General features: G+C 56.1%; 16 protein-coding genes and 1 pseudogene. 6 read left to right on the plus strand and 11 right to left on the minus strand.

From position 1 onward, the window contains the following. The first annotated feature begins 34 nt into the window (after positions 1-34). Both ACFQAU_RS18535 and ACFQAU_RS18540 read left to right on the plus strand, forming a co-directional pair. Positions 35-655 carry a TetR/AcrR family transcriptional regulator gene (locus tag ACFQAU_RS18535; RefSeq protein WP_132445870.1) on the plus strand — a complete coding sequence of 207 codons (621 nt, stop codon included), beginning with the start codon at positions 35-37 and terminating at the stop codon, positions 653-655. Between the two features lie 194 nt (positions 656-849). Continuing rightward, positions 850-1842 carry an IS30 family transposase gene (locus ACFQAU_RS18540; protein ID WP_132447155.1) on the plus strand — a complete coding sequence of 331 codons (993 nt, stop codon included), beginning with the start codon at positions 850-852 and terminating at the stop codon, positions 1840-1842. A gap of 96 nt (positions 1843-1938) precedes the next feature. Here the strand turns inward: ACFQAU_RS18540 and ACFQAU_RS18545 are convergent, their stop codons facing one another. Then, the gene (locus ACFQAU_RS18545) at positions 1939-2265 is read right to left on the minus strand and encodes a DUF4268 domain-containing protein (protein ID WP_386284746.1); all 327 of its coding nucleotides are present in this window, start codon (positions 2263-2265) and stop codon (positions 1939-1941) included. Positions 2266-2544: 279 nt separating this feature from the next. Between ACFQAU_RS18545 and ACFQAU_RS18550 the strand changes: the two genes are divergently transcribed. Genes ACFQAU_RS18550 through ACFQAU_RS18560 form a run of 3 tightly spaced genes read left to right on the plus strand, consistent with a single transcriptional unit; the run spans position 2545 to position 5847 of the window. After that, entirely contained in the window at positions 2545-4176 is a 1632-nt protein-coding gene (locus ACFQAU_RS18550) for a Mu transposase C-terminal domain-containing protein (RefSeq protein WP_165935614.1), read from the plus strand. Further along, a complete protein-coding gene (locus ACFQAU_RS18555) occupies positions 4136-5059 on the plus strand; it encodes a TniB family NTP-binding protein (protein ID WP_245897677.1) in 924 nt (307 codons plus the stop codon). The genes ACFQAU_RS18550 and ACFQAU_RS18555 overlap by 41 nt, the downstream gene beginning before the upstream one ends. After that, positions 5056-5847 carry a TniQ family protein gene (locus tag ACFQAU_RS18560; protein WP_132446489.1) on the plus strand — a complete coding sequence of 264 codons (792 nt, stop codon included), beginning with the start codon at positions 5056-5058 and terminating at the stop codon, positions 5845-5847. Before ACFQAU_RS18555 ends, ACFQAU_RS18560 begins: the two co-directional genes overlap by 4 nt. A 31-nt stretch (positions 5848-5878) precedes the next feature. Here ACFQAU_RS18560 and ACFQAU_RS18565 read toward each other — a convergent pair whose 3' ends face one another. After that, positions 5879-6316, minus strand: coding sequence for an IS66 family transposase (locus ACFQAU_RS18565; RefSeq protein WP_165935613.1), 438 nt, complete (start codon positions 6314-6316; stop codon positions 5879-5881). Positions 6317-6447: 131 nt separating this feature from the next. Here ACFQAU_RS18565 and ACFQAU_RS18570 point away from each other — a divergent pair, with 131 nt between their 5' ends. Further along, complete coding sequence (locus ACFQAU_RS18570) at positions 6448-6648, plus strand: hypothetical protein (protein WP_132446485.1); 201 nt, start codon at positions 6448-6450, stop codon at positions 6646-6648. 117 nt (positions 6649-6765) lie between these two features. On the opposite strand, the gene ACFQAU_RS18575 is transcribed toward ACFQAU_RS18570, so the two are convergent. From ACFQAU_RS18575 to ACFQAU_RS18615, 9 genes and pseudogenes are all read right to left on the minus strand, one after another. Next, positions 6766-7614: an SLC13 family permease gene (locus tag ACFQAU_RS18575; protein ID WP_386284317.1), complete on the minus strand. Its 849-nt coding sequence runs from the start codon at positions 7612-7614 to the stop codon at positions 6766-6768. Continuing rightward, positions 7611-8555, minus strand: a complete 945-nt coding sequence (locus ACFQAU_RS18580) for a sodium:proton antiporter (RefSeq protein ID WP_386284320.1) — start codon at positions 8553-8555, stop codon at positions 7611-7613. The genes ACFQAU_RS18575 and ACFQAU_RS18580 overlap by 4 nt, the downstream gene beginning before the upstream one ends. 100 nt (positions 8556-8655) lie before the next feature. After that, positions 8656-8946, minus strand: a pseudogene (locus ACFQAU_RS18585) (IS6 family transposase); the annotation flags it as partial. A gap of 10 nt (positions 8947-8956) precedes the next feature. After that, positions 8957-9199: a hypothetical protein gene (locus ACFQAU_RS18590; RefSeq protein ID WP_132446481.1), complete on the minus strand. Its 243-nt coding sequence runs from the start codon at positions 9197-9199 to the stop codon at positions 8957-8959. 144 nt (positions 9200-9343) lie between these two features. Beyond that, a complete protein-coding gene (locus ACFQAU_RS18595) occupies positions 9344-9610 on the minus strand; it encodes a hypothetical protein (RefSeq protein ID WP_132446479.1) in 267 nt (88 codons plus the stop codon). Between the two features lie 24 nt (positions 9611-9634). Further along, on the minus strand, positions 9635-10702 hold the full coding sequence (locus tag ACFQAU_RS18600) for a sodium:calcium antiporter (protein ID WP_240791674.1): 1068 nt from the start codon (positions 10700-10702) through the stop codon (positions 9635-9637). Further along, positions 10674-13142 carry an NAD-dependent epimerase/dehydratase family protein gene (locus tag ACFQAU_RS18605; protein WP_132446477.1) on the minus strand — a complete coding sequence of 823 codons (2469 nt, stop codon included), beginning with the start codon at positions 13140-13142 and terminating at the stop codon, positions 10674-10676. Before ACFQAU_RS18605 ends, ACFQAU_RS18600 begins: the two co-directional genes overlap by 29 nt. Before the next feature lie 236 nt (positions 13143-13378). Next, the gene (locus ACFQAU_RS18610) at positions 13379-13822 is read right to left on the minus strand and encodes a COG4315 family predicted lipoprotein (protein WP_132446475.1); all 444 of its coding nucleotides are present in this window, start codon (positions 13820-13822) and stop codon (positions 13379-13381) included. 64 nt (positions 13823-13886) lie between these two features. After that, positions 13887-14633 (minus strand): PRC-barrel domain-containing protein, encoded by a 747-nt coding sequence (locus ACFQAU_RS18615; RefSeq protein WP_240791673.1) that lies wholly within the window; start codon positions 14631-14633, stop codon positions 13887-13889. Between the last annotated feature and the right edge of the window lie 428 nt (positions 14634-15061).

Genomic DNA, 15061 nt, shown 5'->3' on the forward strand with positions numbered 1-15061 from the left:
TTCGGTTCCGCCCGTTGGTTTTGAAAGAGTAGCTTTGACTAGAATCCATTGGCACAAAAAAACCAAAGATGCCAAAGGCCAGCAAAAGCTGAAACGGCGGGCCATGCTCAATCTGGCCGCGCATTCGTTTTCAACAGTCGGATACAAACAGACATCGATGGATGACATCGCAGCGGCACTCGCAGTCACCAAGCCCGCGCTTTATTATTACGCCAAAAACAAAGAAGATATCCTGATGCAATGCGCCCGCATCTCGCTGGAGCGGGTCGAGCTATGCTTCACATCGGCACAGGAAGTTCAGGGTAACGGGCTTGATCGTATCCGCGTATTCTTTAGAGTCTATGCGAACATGGTTGTGAGCGAATTCGGCTCTGCCTTGATGCGCGAAGCGCGGCGCAATCTGACCGGAGAAAATCAGAAGAATTTGCGTCAGACACTGATACACGGTCAGAATTTTCTTGAAAGTATTATCGCAGAAGGGATCAAAGACGGTTCTATCCGCGATTGCGACTCAAAGCGCCTCGCACATGTGCTTTTTTCGGCCTTCAACCAGATGCCGATCTGGTATAATCCGAAAGGGCCGCTTAACCCAGAGAGTATTGCAGATGAAATGCTGGAACTAATCATCCATGGCGTGGGTGCGAAGAATACTTGATTCTAAATTTGTTGCCTATTCAAACAGCGCCGATTTTATTAAAGATTTAACATAAGATGGACTCTCGGATTTTTGAAGGAGCACTTTCATAATTAACATAAACTTCATTATGCGCCTTTATATTTTGTTTCGGGCACATTCTAAACTGGGTTGCGACAAATCCCCTATCTTGCTGGAAAGCAAGGAGAACGGACATGGCCCACACAGAGTTAGGATTGCGTGAAAGACGCGCGATTGAAGACATGTTGAACGCGAAGATGTCAGTGGACAAGATTGCAGCTGAGATTGGGAGACATCGTTCGACCGTGTTTCGCGAGATCAAGCGAAACAGATACATTGATAATGAGCTCCCCAATCTTAGCGGTTACTACGGTGTGACTGCACAGAGGTCCGCCGTCGACCGGCGCGCGCGTCGACGCAAGCTGGTACGGTTTATTGAATTGCGAGATGCCGTGATCAAACAGCTCAAAGTTGGCTGGTCTCCGGAACAGATCGCGGGTCGACTTCAGTTGGACGGCCAGGAACTTCGTGTCAGCCACGAGACGATCTATGCCTACATTTACGGTCCCGATGGCCAGTCCGAAGAATTGGCGCGGTATCTACCGCATCGCCGTAAGAAGCGGCAACCAAGACGCAGGCGAACACCTCGAGGCCTTGCTTTCCCACCAGATCGGTCGATTCACCAGCGGCCTGACTATGTTAAAACCCGCGAAACATTTGGTGAATGGGAAGGCGACCTCATGATTTTTGAGAGAGCGCACGGTAAAACCAATGTTGCTTCTCTGGTGGAACGCAAAACGCGCTTTGCCGTTCTGTTCCGCAACAACGACCGCAGTACGACGCACCTGATGAACAAGCTGATGAGTGTGATGGAACCCCTGCCCCAGCCGGCGCGAAAATCGATCACCTTTGATCGAGGGATCGAATTCCGCGACTGGCGCAAGCTGAAGCCCGGTATCGGAACCGAGGCGTGGTTCTGCGATCCGCAGGCTCCGTGGCAAAAGGGTGCAGTCGAGAATCTGAATAAGCGCGCACGGCGGTATCTACCACGCGATGCACCCGTGGCCGCGCTCTCAAATCGAGACATGAAATCGATTTGCGATCGCTTGAACGGCACGCCAAGAAAGTGCCTGGGCTGGCGCACGCCAACGGAAGCCTTCAGAGAAGAACTGATGAAAATGAGATAGAGGAACGCGTCGCAACGTGTCTTGAGATTCCATCGATGGTATATTGTTGGATGTTTGCTCGCCTTCCGGCGCTCTTCGCAGTTTTGCCTAGGCCGATCACGGGGTGTCTCCATCGCTCTCTGCCTCGAAGATGCGTGACCGGACGTCTGCGTTCAATTTCTGCAGTGGCTCACGAAAAGCTTTTTCGATGCGCACCATCGCATCTGTCATGAACTCGATCATGGAAGGCCAGTCATTGCGTTCGAACATATCGGCCTCGGTCTCACACTTGATACGGCATGCCCGCCGATGATCGAGGCGCTCCCATACCAGCGAACCCTCAAATGCCTCCTCCAGTGATTTACGCTGCGCAAGAAGCTGATCGAAGACATACTTGTTCTCTGCGTGATCCCCCGGTCGATATAGATCTCCGCACGGCCGTATTTGCCAGACGCAGAGAAATTAAATCCCACGCCACGCATGCCTGACCCAGCACCGATCCAGTTAGCAACACCGGCGGAAATATTGTCGTAGAGGCGCGATTTGGTCTGCATTACGCGGATTACCTCGCTCCAGATGTCGCGTAGCCCTTAATTGTGAGATGGGAAATCCAACGAAATCAACGGCTGAGCTTTGCCCTTAAATATGAGATTTTGCCTTTAATTCTGATATTTTTGCCCTTAAACCTGAGACAGGGTTCACAGACATTTGCGGCAAATATCGATGAATGATGATGGCGAAGACTCCGTTGCCGTTGGTGCTGAAGAGGCGCGCAGGGCCGCGGTGCTGCGCCCTCTTGTTCAGGCATATCTCAATGGGACTGGCAGCCTGGAACGTGGCATCAATGACGCCGTTTGGGAGCTTGGTGTCAGCAGGGCGACGGTCTGGCGTTGGATAAAACGGTTGGCGGAAGAGGGTGGGCGCACCAGCGCTCTGGCTCCGCGGAAACGGGGCCGCCCGACCGGGACGATGTTAATATCCAGCAAAGTCGAAGCGGTAATCGAGGAGCACCTTCGCCGCTATTTCTTGCGCCGGGAGCGTTCGAGCTTGTCGCGCGTCGTGACAGAAATCCGCAGCGCTTGCTGGCAGGAGGGCTTGCAACCGCCGACACGGCGAACGGTTCAGCGTCGTCTGGATGCGATGGATGCCCGCGAAGTTGCGAAGGCACGAGAGGGCGCAAAGGCGGCCCGCCAGAAATTTGCGCCGGTCACAGGTGAGAACAAGGCCAGTATGCCACTGGAGATCGTCCAAATTGATCATACACCGGCGGACATCATTCTTGTCGACGGCTTGGAACGCAAACCAATTGGGCCTTGGGTCACGCTGGCGATCGACGTCGCAACGCGGATGGTGACCGGATATTACACCTCTCTCGAGGCACCTTCGCGTCTGTCAGTGGCGCTTTGCCTGACACAGGCGGTGGCCCTCAAGGAGGAACTTCTTGCGGAATTGGCGTGCGATGTTCCTTGGCCGGCACAGGGCAAACCGCACAGCATCCACGTCGATAACGGTCGCGATTTCCGGTCGCGCGCCTTTCGGTCGGCCTGTGCGGATTGGGGGATCGATCTGGTCTATCGACCGCCAGCAAGTCCTCACTTCGGTGGTCACATCGAACGGTTGATCGGCACCATGATGGGGGCCGTTCACCTGTTGCCGGGAACAACGCAATCCTCGATCGCGGCAAAGGGCGACTATGACGCCGAAAGCAAGGCCACGATGACGTTGAGCGAATTCGATCGCTGGTTTGCTCTGGAAATCTGCCGTTACAACAACAGCATTCATTCAAGTCTTGGCTGCACGCCCGTTGCCAAATGGGAGGCGCTCTCAGAGCAAATGACAGGCGACATCCCCTTCGAGATGGAAGCCTTTCAGGTGAGCTTCCTGCCGAGTGAACTGCGCAAGATCAGGCGTGACGGCATCCATCTGTTCCAGATAAGGTACTGGTCCGATGCCCTTGCAGGCCACATTGGGCGCGGGGATGGAAAGGTGGTCGTTCGCTACGATCCTCGCGATATCTCAATGATCTGGGTCGAACTGGACGATGGCCGGTATGTTGAGGCGCGGTACAGAAACCTGGAAATTCCGCCCGTCTCGCTCTGGGAATATCGCGAAGCGATGAGGAAGGCCCGTGCCCTTGGCAAGTCCGGGTCTAATGAGCTGGTGCTGGCTGAGCTGATCCGACAGCAACGCCAGATCGAAGCTGAAAGCCGGGGCCTGACGAAGGCCGAACGCAGAACCCGTGAAAGAAAAGGGACATTGAAGGGCACGAACTCGGCCGTCTCGACAACCGAAGGGCTGCGCCCGATCGATACGGGTGATACATCGCGCCCATTGTTCAAGGTGGAGAGATGGTGAATTGAGGGCAGGGACAACTGAAGAAGACGGCCGGATCGCCCTCATTCAATCGGATATCTGGATCGGCTTTCCTCGGGCGGAACAGGTGTTGGACCGCTTGCAGGGCATGATCGAAGCGCCACGACAAACCCGTATGCCTGGGCTTCTTGTGCATGGCGCCTCCGGGATCGGAAAGACGATGATTGCCCGAAACCTGTCGCGCAAGTACGCACCAGAATACGATCCGGCGTCGGGCATCACCCGCACACCGCTTCTGCTGTTGCAAGCGCCGCCCGCACCTGATGAACGGCGGTTTTACCTGCACATCCTGGCCGCCGTCGGCGCCCCGGCGACGGCTCTTAGCGCCCGCGCTCAAAATGTGGCTTCCCTCGAAGTCCGTGTCATCGCGCTCTTACGCGACCTTGGCCTGCGGATGATCATGATCGACGAGGTCCACAATCTCTTGGCCGGGACCCACCGCGAACAGCGCCGATTTCTCAATGTCCTGCGGTATCTCAGCAATGAACTCGAGGTGTCACTGGTCTGCCTTGGGGTCAGCGAGGCCGTCGATGCTATTCGCGGTGATATCCAGCTTGCCCGACGGCTGGACGAACATCATCTGCCAAACTGGCGCGACGATGCCGAGTTCTCGGACATGATCCAGACCCTTATTGCTGCCATGCCACTGGAAAAGAAGTCCAACCTGAAGGTCAAATCTCTCAAGCAGGTCTTGGCACTGACCGGTGGGGTGACCTCGCGCATCTTCGCTCTGGTCAAGGATCTTTCCATCGACGCCATTATCACAGGCGAGGAATGCATCACCGATGACGCAATCGCAAAATGGACGCCGGTTTGGTCGCGCCATGCGAACCCCCATCGGCGGCTCCAGAAGTCCCGGGTGTGAAGCCGCACCCGCTGCCCAAGACTGTCGTGCCGCTGCCAGACGAGTTGTTGTCAGGTTGGTTGTCTCGGCTGGCGGCGGCCAACTACTGTGATGATGCGGAACTACTGGCTCATCTCAGAATCGATACCGCGCATGGCACCGCCTTGGACTTCAACGTCGACGCGGCTGCGGCGGCGAAGATTGCCAACGCCGCACGGGTTAACCCAGATGTTGTTCGATCTTTGACCTTTCCGGCAATGACGCCACGAGAAGCCTCGCTGACGGCTCAGATGCCATTCCAGCATTGCATGCAATGCGCCAGAGAGGGTCTTTCGCTCAGGCATTGGAGGCGGGCCTGGGCATTTGACTGCCAAGTTTGCGGGACGAGACTTGTGCAGACCCTTGGCAAACTCCGTGAGGAACAAATATCTGGAAAACTGATATACCGAGCGCGCCGCGGGGCAGAGATGCTTGAGTGCGCCGCGCGCTCGCGCGGCCCCAAGCAACTTCGGCGCGCAATGCGCGCAGTCACCTTTGCCATGTCACTCAAAACCTTCCGCGGGGATCCGTCGTTCGCTGTCCAGAACCCCAGATCGGAAGTTAGGCTGTTCTGCCTCGCCGCAATCGCCGCCGCTCGATCTCATCCCTTGGCTAAGGCAGCCATCGTCAGCAAAAGCATCGACGACTATGCAAGGGTTGCTCTCTTGCGCGCCTTCGAGAAGGAGCCTCGATTGCTTGCCGCGGTTGATCACATCGCGCAAAGGTGCGCGAGAAACAGGGGCCCCATGACAGCCGTATCTCACAATTAAGGGCAAAAATTGTCGCCAAACGCGTCGCGTCTCAGATTAAAGGGCAACGCGACAGCTCCTTAAGGTGATCGGCGATCGGGCGCAGGTGAAGGCAGGCGCGCCCGACCCAGATGCCGAGCGTCGCTCGGTCCAGCGTGATCCTCTGTCGGGTGCAGATTTCCTCTTGGCGGTAGAATGGAAGGTGGCGGCCGGGCGCGACAAGTTCCGGCGCATGCGCTTGGACCACCGCGCCGGGTGACCAGAACCCGCTGTTGCGGTTGGGGGCGCCTTTCTCAGCAGCATCTTGTCCCTTCAGCGCACGCCGCGCCTTCTCCTGCGGCACGTCCAGAACGCCCTGGACCAGTTCCACATCCTCGAGCGGCAGATTGCACTGCTCCGGGTCGAGTTTTTCGGGTCTCTGCCCGAACTTCTCCCGGCGCAACTCGCTGACGATGCTCTCCAGCCGCCTCTGAGCCTCGACCGCATCCACGAGCGCCGCCTCCCGATGAGACGGGCTTTCAGACGGGCGTTTTCTTCGGCCAGAGCGGTGTCGGTCATGACCGCGATCAAGCACATGAGCTGGATAGCCACCAGCGGTAGAACAAATGGAAGCGTCTGCGGATGCAGCATCTGGTCCACATGTTGGCGATGATCAAAAGCCAATCACTTGCCGTGCATGATCTGCGGGCCATGCTGTCCTATCCCCCGCCAGCTGAGGAGGGGCACCGCTCTGCCCTGCGCCAGATCGCTCTTCATTTGCCGTGTTGCGGCATTTCAGACCTTGCGGGTTGCGAGCCTCTGGACATTGATGCGCTTGAATAGATGAATGGAAGGAATGGGGCCGTCGACAACCACACAGCTCATCGACGGCTAGCGGATCATCGATTTTAGGGCGTTCGGCAAAAAACGGAAATACCGGCAATGGCCGCAGCCACAGTTTCAAAGAGGAAAGAAGATGCTGATCGCGAAGGACGAGGTCAGCCCTACGATGACGTTCATCGGAATGCCTATCTTGAGAAAATCCGTGAACCGGTAGTTTCCGGCGCCATATACCAGTGTGTTCGTCTGATATCCGATAGGCGTTGCAAAGCTGGCGCTCGCGGCGATCATTACGGCCACGGCAAGCGGGCGCGCATCGACGCCCAGTTCCGGCGCTAGCGCAATGACGATGGGTGTGAACACCACGGCGACAGCGTTGTTGGTGACGCTCTCGGTTAGAATGGAGGCCACGAAGTAAACCGCCAACAACGTCAAGAAAGGCGGCAACCCGGACAGTAGCGGGGTAAGCATATCGACGATCAGCTGGACCGCTCCCGTGTGTTCCAGCCCTGTCCCGATGATCAGCATCGCAAAGATCAGCACAAGGATCGAGCCGTCGACAGATTGCCACGCCTCGTCGCTGTCGATGCAGCGCAGCAGCAGGATCCCGGCCACCGCGACCAGCGCCAGAATGCCGATAGGCATGACATTCAGCGCCGCGAGAACCACAATCCCAAGCAGCGCGATAATAGCGATCGGTGCCTGCCTGCGGCGAAAGGCACGACCTGATGGCTGGGTAATCGATGCCACGTCGCCGACCTCGGCCAGTGATCGGAAGCCGTCGGCGGGTCCTTCCAGCAGCAGCTTGTCGGCAGCGCGCAGGCGCACGCTCGACAGATCGGCCCCAGCAATATGCCCATGTCGGAACGCTCCCAAAACACGCACGCCTGCTTTGCGCCCAAGCGCCAGATCGGCAATGCTCCGCCCAACAGAGCGGCGTTTTGGAGTTACAATGGCTTCGGCCGTCAATAGCACCCCATCGGGATCAGGATCGGGATCCGATGTGCGCTGCATTCCGGCTCGAAGCCCCCTTTCTCGACAAAGGTTAACAGCTCGGATGTAGTGGTCACAACGATCACCACATCCCCCTTTTGCAGAACGTAATCTTCCAGATCGCTCCTGTTGATCTTGCCGGCACGCTTCACACCTTTGACTTGCACGCCATCGCGGCCAAAATCGGCGATCTTGGCCAGAGGGGCATCGACATGTGGGTAGGACTCAAGAACCGTGATTTCAGACAGGTACCGGGTTTCTCGATCACCGCCGGCGGCGATATCCGCTTTGCGGTGGGGCAGCAGCCAACGTCCGAGAATTAGTAGGGATACGCTTCCGACCAGCGTGGCTGTCAGCCCGACGGGCGCGATCTCGAAGATCGAAAACGGTTCCATCCCGTTTTCGCGCGCGATGCCATCCACAATGATATTTGTGGACGTTCCGATCAGCGTGCAGGTACCGCCAAGGATCGCCATGTAAGAGAGCGGAATCAACAGCCGCGTCGGGGCCAGTTGCAAATTGTTTGCCAGCCGAATGACCACCGGAATGAGAACCAGTACGACCGGCGTGTTGTTCATGAAGGCTGAGGCGGCGACCGCCGAAATCAAGAACACCACCACGGCCAGCAGGGGGCGATCCTGTGCGCGATTGATCACCAGATTTGCCAGCGCATCCAAAACGCCGGTGCGCACCAGCGCGCCCGAAACGATGAACATGGCCCCGATCGTGATGGGGGCCGGGTTTGAAAAGACGTTCATCACCCCATCGTGAGGCACCAGTCCCAGCACGATATATAGGGCCGCCGCCCCCGACGCAGTGACCTCGGGCGGGAATTTCTCCAAAGTGAGCACAACAAAGAGAAGCACTAGGATCCCAAGCGCCAGATAAGCGGCATTGAAGCCGACAGCGTCGATCATTGTGCAACAATCTCCATAGGTCATTCATGAGTGAATATCATGGCACGTGGTGTTGTCACGTTAACTCGCCGAGTTTTCAAGTTGGCATGCCAGTCGTTGATCAAGTGGCATATGCCGCGGATTTCCACGCTTTTAATGCTTCGATCCGATGGTAGCGGATGGTGAGAGCGGAACGAAGACGGCGGGCAGGTACGGAGAAACGATTGCGGGTTTTGGAATGCATAGAGACGAAGCGCTGCAATCCACCCGGTGATCGGAAGCCCTGTATTACCCGCTCTCGTTTCCGTATGGGCAGGCGGCTGCTTTCTGCGCGGTTATTGAACCCCTTGTGTGACCAATGATCAATGCCGGGTGCGACCTCGCGCTTTGCGGCGCCATAGGAGCGCAGTTTAAATTTTCGTTTACGCAAGTGGACGCTGACGTAGCTCAAGCAGCAATTCATTGGCTTGCTGAATAAAATCGTGCTTCTCTTTATCGTCCTTTGAATGTTTCACCTCTTCAAGGAGCGTTTCCGATTTTTTCTGAAGGACCAAAAACCTCTGGTGTTCAGCTTCTGAAGTTTTGGTTCGTGCGATTTCACCTGACCGCTCAGTCATTTTTTCTTCCAACTCATGAACTTTCTCTTCAAATTGGTTCGGTTCCATTGGTGTCTCCTTGTTGGTGTTGCGATGAGTATGTGTCTCGCTATGGCGTTCGGTGTATGAAATTTAGATCCACACATCGACCCTCAGAATTGAAGCGAATGTCGCTGAAAAGCGAAATTTCGCGCTGAGCCATAATATAAGCTCTCACAAGCTATCGTCCGCTTTGGGGTCTCCCGGGACGTTTTCGTTTAGGATATCCGTAATCTCGGCCACCAGTTCGGCGCGGGTGCCGTTCGGGCTTTCGCGCTGCTCCGTTGCAAGTTGGGTCAGAACCTGCTTCAGCCAGCCTTTCCGTCCGCCCGCCGGATAGCCTTCATCCGCTAGTACGTCCATGATTTCATTGCGGGTCAAATTTTCTCCGATTTCGGGCAGAACCACTTCACCGGGCGCTGGTTTTTCGGGGTCGGTCATCTCAGCCTCCTATTTTCTGAAACGTCACCGCAGCGTGAACAGCAACGCGATCCCTCCAATATAGATAGTCATAACCGCATAGGAATCGAGTCCGACGCCGAACAGAGCCGGATCGCGCCGCTCGATCAGGCCAATCACATAGACCGCAGTGACCAGAATGCCTGTAAGCCCGGCGACGATAGAGAACATTCCAACCTCGTTTAGAACTGCCCCGCCTGGATAGAATAGATCAACCAAGAATATCACGCCAATGTCGAACAAATTGGTGCCGAAAATGTCCGAGACCGCCATGACATGACGTCCCAGCTTGACTGCAGCGAGTACGGTGCTGATTTCGGGTAGAGATGTCGAGATCGCGATAAATACCGCGCCGAAAAAACTGTCGCCCAGCCCTGTGCGTTCTGCCAGTGCCTCGCCGCTGGTGGAGAGAAAATATCCCATGATCAAAATTACCAGAGCTACTGCCGCCGTCGCACCCAACAGTTGAGGGCGTGAGAGATTCTCAGTCGGGTCATCCACGTCGATGTCCGGCGAAGGCGGTTCGCCTATAACTTCCCAACCGGGTTTGTCCTGTGCGCGGGCGACCATACGTACGGCATAGACGAAAAGCGCAGCAATGCCCCATGTCCAGAGGCCTGCCCCAGCGAAGGGGATATCGCCCACGCCGATGCCGGTGATCGTCACAGCAATGAGAATGATGCCCAGCACACCCTGCAGGAGTACGATGGGATCGGGCACGGTGGCAGTTAGGGCGTTGCGACGGATTGCCATGTCAGCCAGAGCGAGCACGGTGACTTGCATTGTGAAGCCGCCCAACAAGTTGTTGACCGCCAACGCCGCATTGCCTCCAATCGCTGCTGTGCCCGTCACGGCAATTTCGGGTAACGAGGTGATCCCGCCCAGCAGGACTACCCCCAGCACTGCTTGCCCAATCCCGAATTCACGCGCGATCCCGTCGGCATAGCGTGACAGGCGCACACCCGAGAACCAGACGGACCCAGCTGCGACACAGAAGATCGCGATTAGAATAACAATAGACAGATCATCAAATGGAACCATAGCGCTACCTAATGAACCGATCCCAAGTGCCATAGGTGTTCCTGATTGTGCCACGAGGAATGCTGAGTGCGATCAGCGCAATGCCGACGAGGGCGGAAAAAAGCAGGGCACCCCAGCTGGCTCCGACGACCAATGGCGCAAAAAGCAGCACTATTCCCATCAGCGCGTTAATAAAACGTCCCAGCCGAGTTACTGGCGCGAGTGCGGCCACGGTCACGGTGATGATCAATGCGCCCACGACGTGGTTCGTAGCGGCGGTTCCGCTGCCCCATCCGAAAACCAGTGGCGACAGCATCAGCACGAGGCCAAGCGCTAGCGATGCCATAAGTGTCCAAGGAAAGGTCATCCCGCCTGAAACCATGTCTTTTACGATCACTTGGGGGCTGCGTTCAAAATCGTCCAGCGGGTGGTCGTCGGGGCCTTCATCGGTGTCGCCTGTAAAAAACACGAGTAACCAAGGCTGACCCGCCCGGTGCCGCCGTCGTAGGAACTGGTAGGTCGCGACCAGTTCGTCCAGCGAATAGGGGATCTGCCAGACCATTGCGGCGGCGGCAATCAAAGCCAGTGTTGAGTAGGTACCGATCACAATAGGCTGGATCACAATGAAAAAGATCGACACTGCGCCGAGCGGCACGATCATAATGCCGAAGAGCACTACGAGCCATGGCATCGTGCGCCACCGCCGCGCCGAGCCTATTGCACCAACGATGATTTCCAATGCATAGGTCAGCGCACCGATACCGGCGTCTGGCACCGGCCAAGCTTCGGAAACGGATGAGGTGATGATCTGTTCGGTTCCATTCTTCCCTTCCAAGGTGCCGCTAAAAAACGGTTCCCAAACGCCGCCAATGGATTCGAGTTGATAGGCTGTGAGATAACGGGAGACGAGGAGGCCGACGATCGCCAACATGATGACCGGAAGGCGTTGGAACCAGTCAGATGGAGAGTAATCCCAGCCTTTGGGAATTGTCGGTCCGGTTTGTGCGGCCACCGGCGAAACCCCCGGCACCGGCAACAGGCATAGCGCGAAGGCCACGGCGAGCATGCCGACGAGGGTGCTATTCAGGTAAGCGGCGCCATTGTCTGTCCAGAAGACCAGCGGCGCAAACATGATCCAACAGCCCAGAACTGCGGCGCCAAACCGTGCCCAAGGCATCTGCCAAGACAGCGATAGCATACCAAAGGCAAACAGGAGCAGCCCAGAGATCACGTCGCTGATGATCATACCGGGATCCTGTACGCCCAACAAAGGCGGGGATGTCAGCAACCACAGGCCAAGGCCCGCGTTGGCCCAGCCGCCCCAGAGGTTAGCACGGTGCTGTTCGCGATATTTAGTCTCGTGTTGCACGCGCAACGCTTCAGGGTCATCTACCCGTTCGTCTGCCGCTTCAAGCCAGGGCGGCGCCGTGATGCCGTTGGCGCGGTACCAACCCAAAGGGTTATCCTTCAATGCCTTGATCAGCGTCGGCAGCCGGTCCATGACGCGCCGCTCCGGCTCCCAGTCCAGCAGTTGGCGCGCCTTCGAGATGTCGAGCGCGTATTGATCGCTTGCCATGTCGATCATGAAAGGTCGGATGAAGGGCTTTTCCCCTTGATCAAGGGTATCGGGCACCACCGGCTCGGATTCTGTTTCAAGCTTCGCGCCCAACTTTGCCACAGGAGGGGGCAGGACAAACGTTCTCCAGGTATTTTCACCGTGGATCAATTCACCAATGCGTTCTTGTAGCGCATCATAGCTCACAGTATCTGGCTCACCCGCGAGAATTACCTCTCCGGCTTGCAACTCCGTGCGGCGGTTTACCACGCAAACGAAAAGCTCCAACATGTCATCGAGATGAATAAATGCTTGCCCGGCATCGGTATTTCCTGAATAAACATGCGCCTTGAAGCTGCGCTCATAGATGCGGGCGATCTGGTGGCTCAGCGTGGGCACCGCAGTCTCGTCGTCATAGAGCCCGGCCAGATGTAGAAAAACGGTGGGTATATCGCCAGCTTCTTCTCGGATAATCTCTTCGGTGCGGGCCTTCGATCGCGGATAGGCCCAGCCGGGGGCCAACGGTGTATCCTCGGTGATCCGTTCACCTGGGCGTCCCGCCTGATGTACAAGCATGGTTCCCGAATAGACGAATTGTTCGACCTCGATATCTTGCAAGGCACGCAGCAGGTTGCGCGTCCCTTCCTCGTTCACCGCTTCGTATTGCGGGCGATCTTCGCCGCTAAAATCGAAGTAGGCAGCCAGATGGATGACTGATGCAATAGGTTCGTTAGCTTTTGCCTCGTACAATTTCTCTATGGCCCGCGCAGTCGATTCCGGATCAGTGATGTCGCAGCCGATCAATCCTTCCCGCCCTTCACAGTTCGCTGGAAGGTCGAGGCCGATCACTTGATGCTTGTGCGCGAGAACCTTGCTAAGCTTGCTGCCGATGTTGCCCGCTGCGCCGGTAACAACTACAACTGGTTTGTTCCCTGTCATGCTTCTGAGCTCCCCCTGTTGTGTATTCTATCAACTCCTCACAAAACGATATGATCCAGCAAAGGACTTTAATTACGCAAGCGCCAAGGGTGCGGCGTTAAGTTCCTTGATCCGCAGTATCACCCATCACCGTTGAGAAAAGCTGGGAGGAGAAAAATATGGAGGAGCAGAGGTGGACAAAGGACTGCGGCGGCACAACAGCGCGCGGCTTGATCAGTTCAACTGGAAGATGCCCGTCATCCGGCGTGAACTTTTTCTCCGTCAGGCGTAATTAGATACCATTCACCGCCGAAGGATTCGACATCCTGCCCCTGCGGCGCATCTGCATCTTCATCGCGGGTAAAGTAATAGAGGGGCCACCCGTGATAAGTCACAACTTTCTGCCCCTCGTAGTCCACTGTTCCAAGCATTCCTTCCCCGACACCGTCCCCGGCCTGGGGCATGTCCGCTGCCCCCACTAACGGCCACGCATTCAGGCATTCTGGGGTTGTGCAGGAAATTTCTGCCGCTTTGCCATCCGCGGCGCGGGTGTCGGCAGTGAAAAGATAGACTGGTCTCCCGGCTTCAGTCGCGAGAAATTCACCGTATTTATCGCTTTCGACGACTTTAATCGATGCCGCATCCTGAGCGGCGGCAGGGCCTGCGATAAGCACTGCAGCGGCGATGATGTGTCTATGCATGGAAGCCTACCTTTCGGTCTTTGTCTGAAATAGCCCGCTCGTTAGAAACGAGCGGGCTGATGGATTATCGCTGAACTGAGTTGTCGAAGCGATTATAGTCGAGACGTTCGGTGTCGCGGACATCATCTTCGGTATAGGGCATGTCGTAGTTGGGGCTGCCAGCATCCCAGCCGGAATCATAACCATAGTAAGGATAAGCCCGGTATCCTGGTCCATATTCGGTCCGAGGTTGAACAACCACGGCAGCGACCTGATTGTCGCGCAGAATCAGGTCGCTGACATATCCGTAATCGTCATAGCCCTGATCATTCTGAAGCCGAGCATAGTCCCCAATCAATTCAGAGGCTCGCCACGCGCGCGGGAGAGGCTCATCATCTACGCCTTCGACAATGTCGGAGTCGACTGCACCGTTCTGAACGGGTTCGTCGTTCCAGAAGCCGTAGTCGCCAACGGTATCTTCCGTAATCGGAACGACGATCTGACCATTCGACATGTCCACTCTGTTGAGGGGAATGCTGACATGGGTATCACCGATGTCCCAGAAGCCACCGACCTCCGCAACGATAGAATGAACCTGCCCATCCGAACCGATGAGGATATCTTCTACGTCGCCGATTTCGTCACCGGTTTGTCCGTACACTTCCCTGTCGATTAGGTCTCGGGCACTTACACCGTTTGTATAGAGGTCATCGTAACGCCAGTCGCCAAGCGCAACGACCGGCGCGTCCTCAAGAGCGCTCTGCTGAGCCAAGAGCGGCTCTGCTAGAACTAATGCTGTAACCGTCAAAATCGTTGAATTCTTCCATGTCATGTCATTACTCCTTTGCTGCATTGCCGTTATCGCAGGCTGAGAACTCGACTGAGAAGCTCTTGCCAGTGGAGGGCAATGCACCGACGCCACAGGCTCACCCGCATTGTTACAGTAGGCAAACGAGATAAGGCTGTATCAAGTTCCGTCACTCTTCGCCTCGAAGGTTTTTTATCGAAGCCGGGTGAATCGAAAATGTGCCTACTAATGCCCAGTGATTGTGTGCTGTCTGACAGATCGGCGGTTTTCTGCTGAATGAAACGTACGACTTCGCACGTGCGCGGCAGAATGAAATTTAGCACGCTAAAATTGGCGTTAGGGTGTCTACATCTTTTGCGAAAATCGTTCTATTTTGAATCGAAGTACGGATATGTCATGGTGGAATTTAATAAAGAATATCAGTAGATATAAGCGGCAGGAAAGTTATCAAA

The organism is Sulfitobacter profundi (assembly GCF_042661425.1).
Lineage (GTDB): Bacteria > Pseudomonadota > Alphaproteobacteria > Rhodobacterales > Rhodobacteraceae > Sulfitobacter > Sulfitobacter profundi.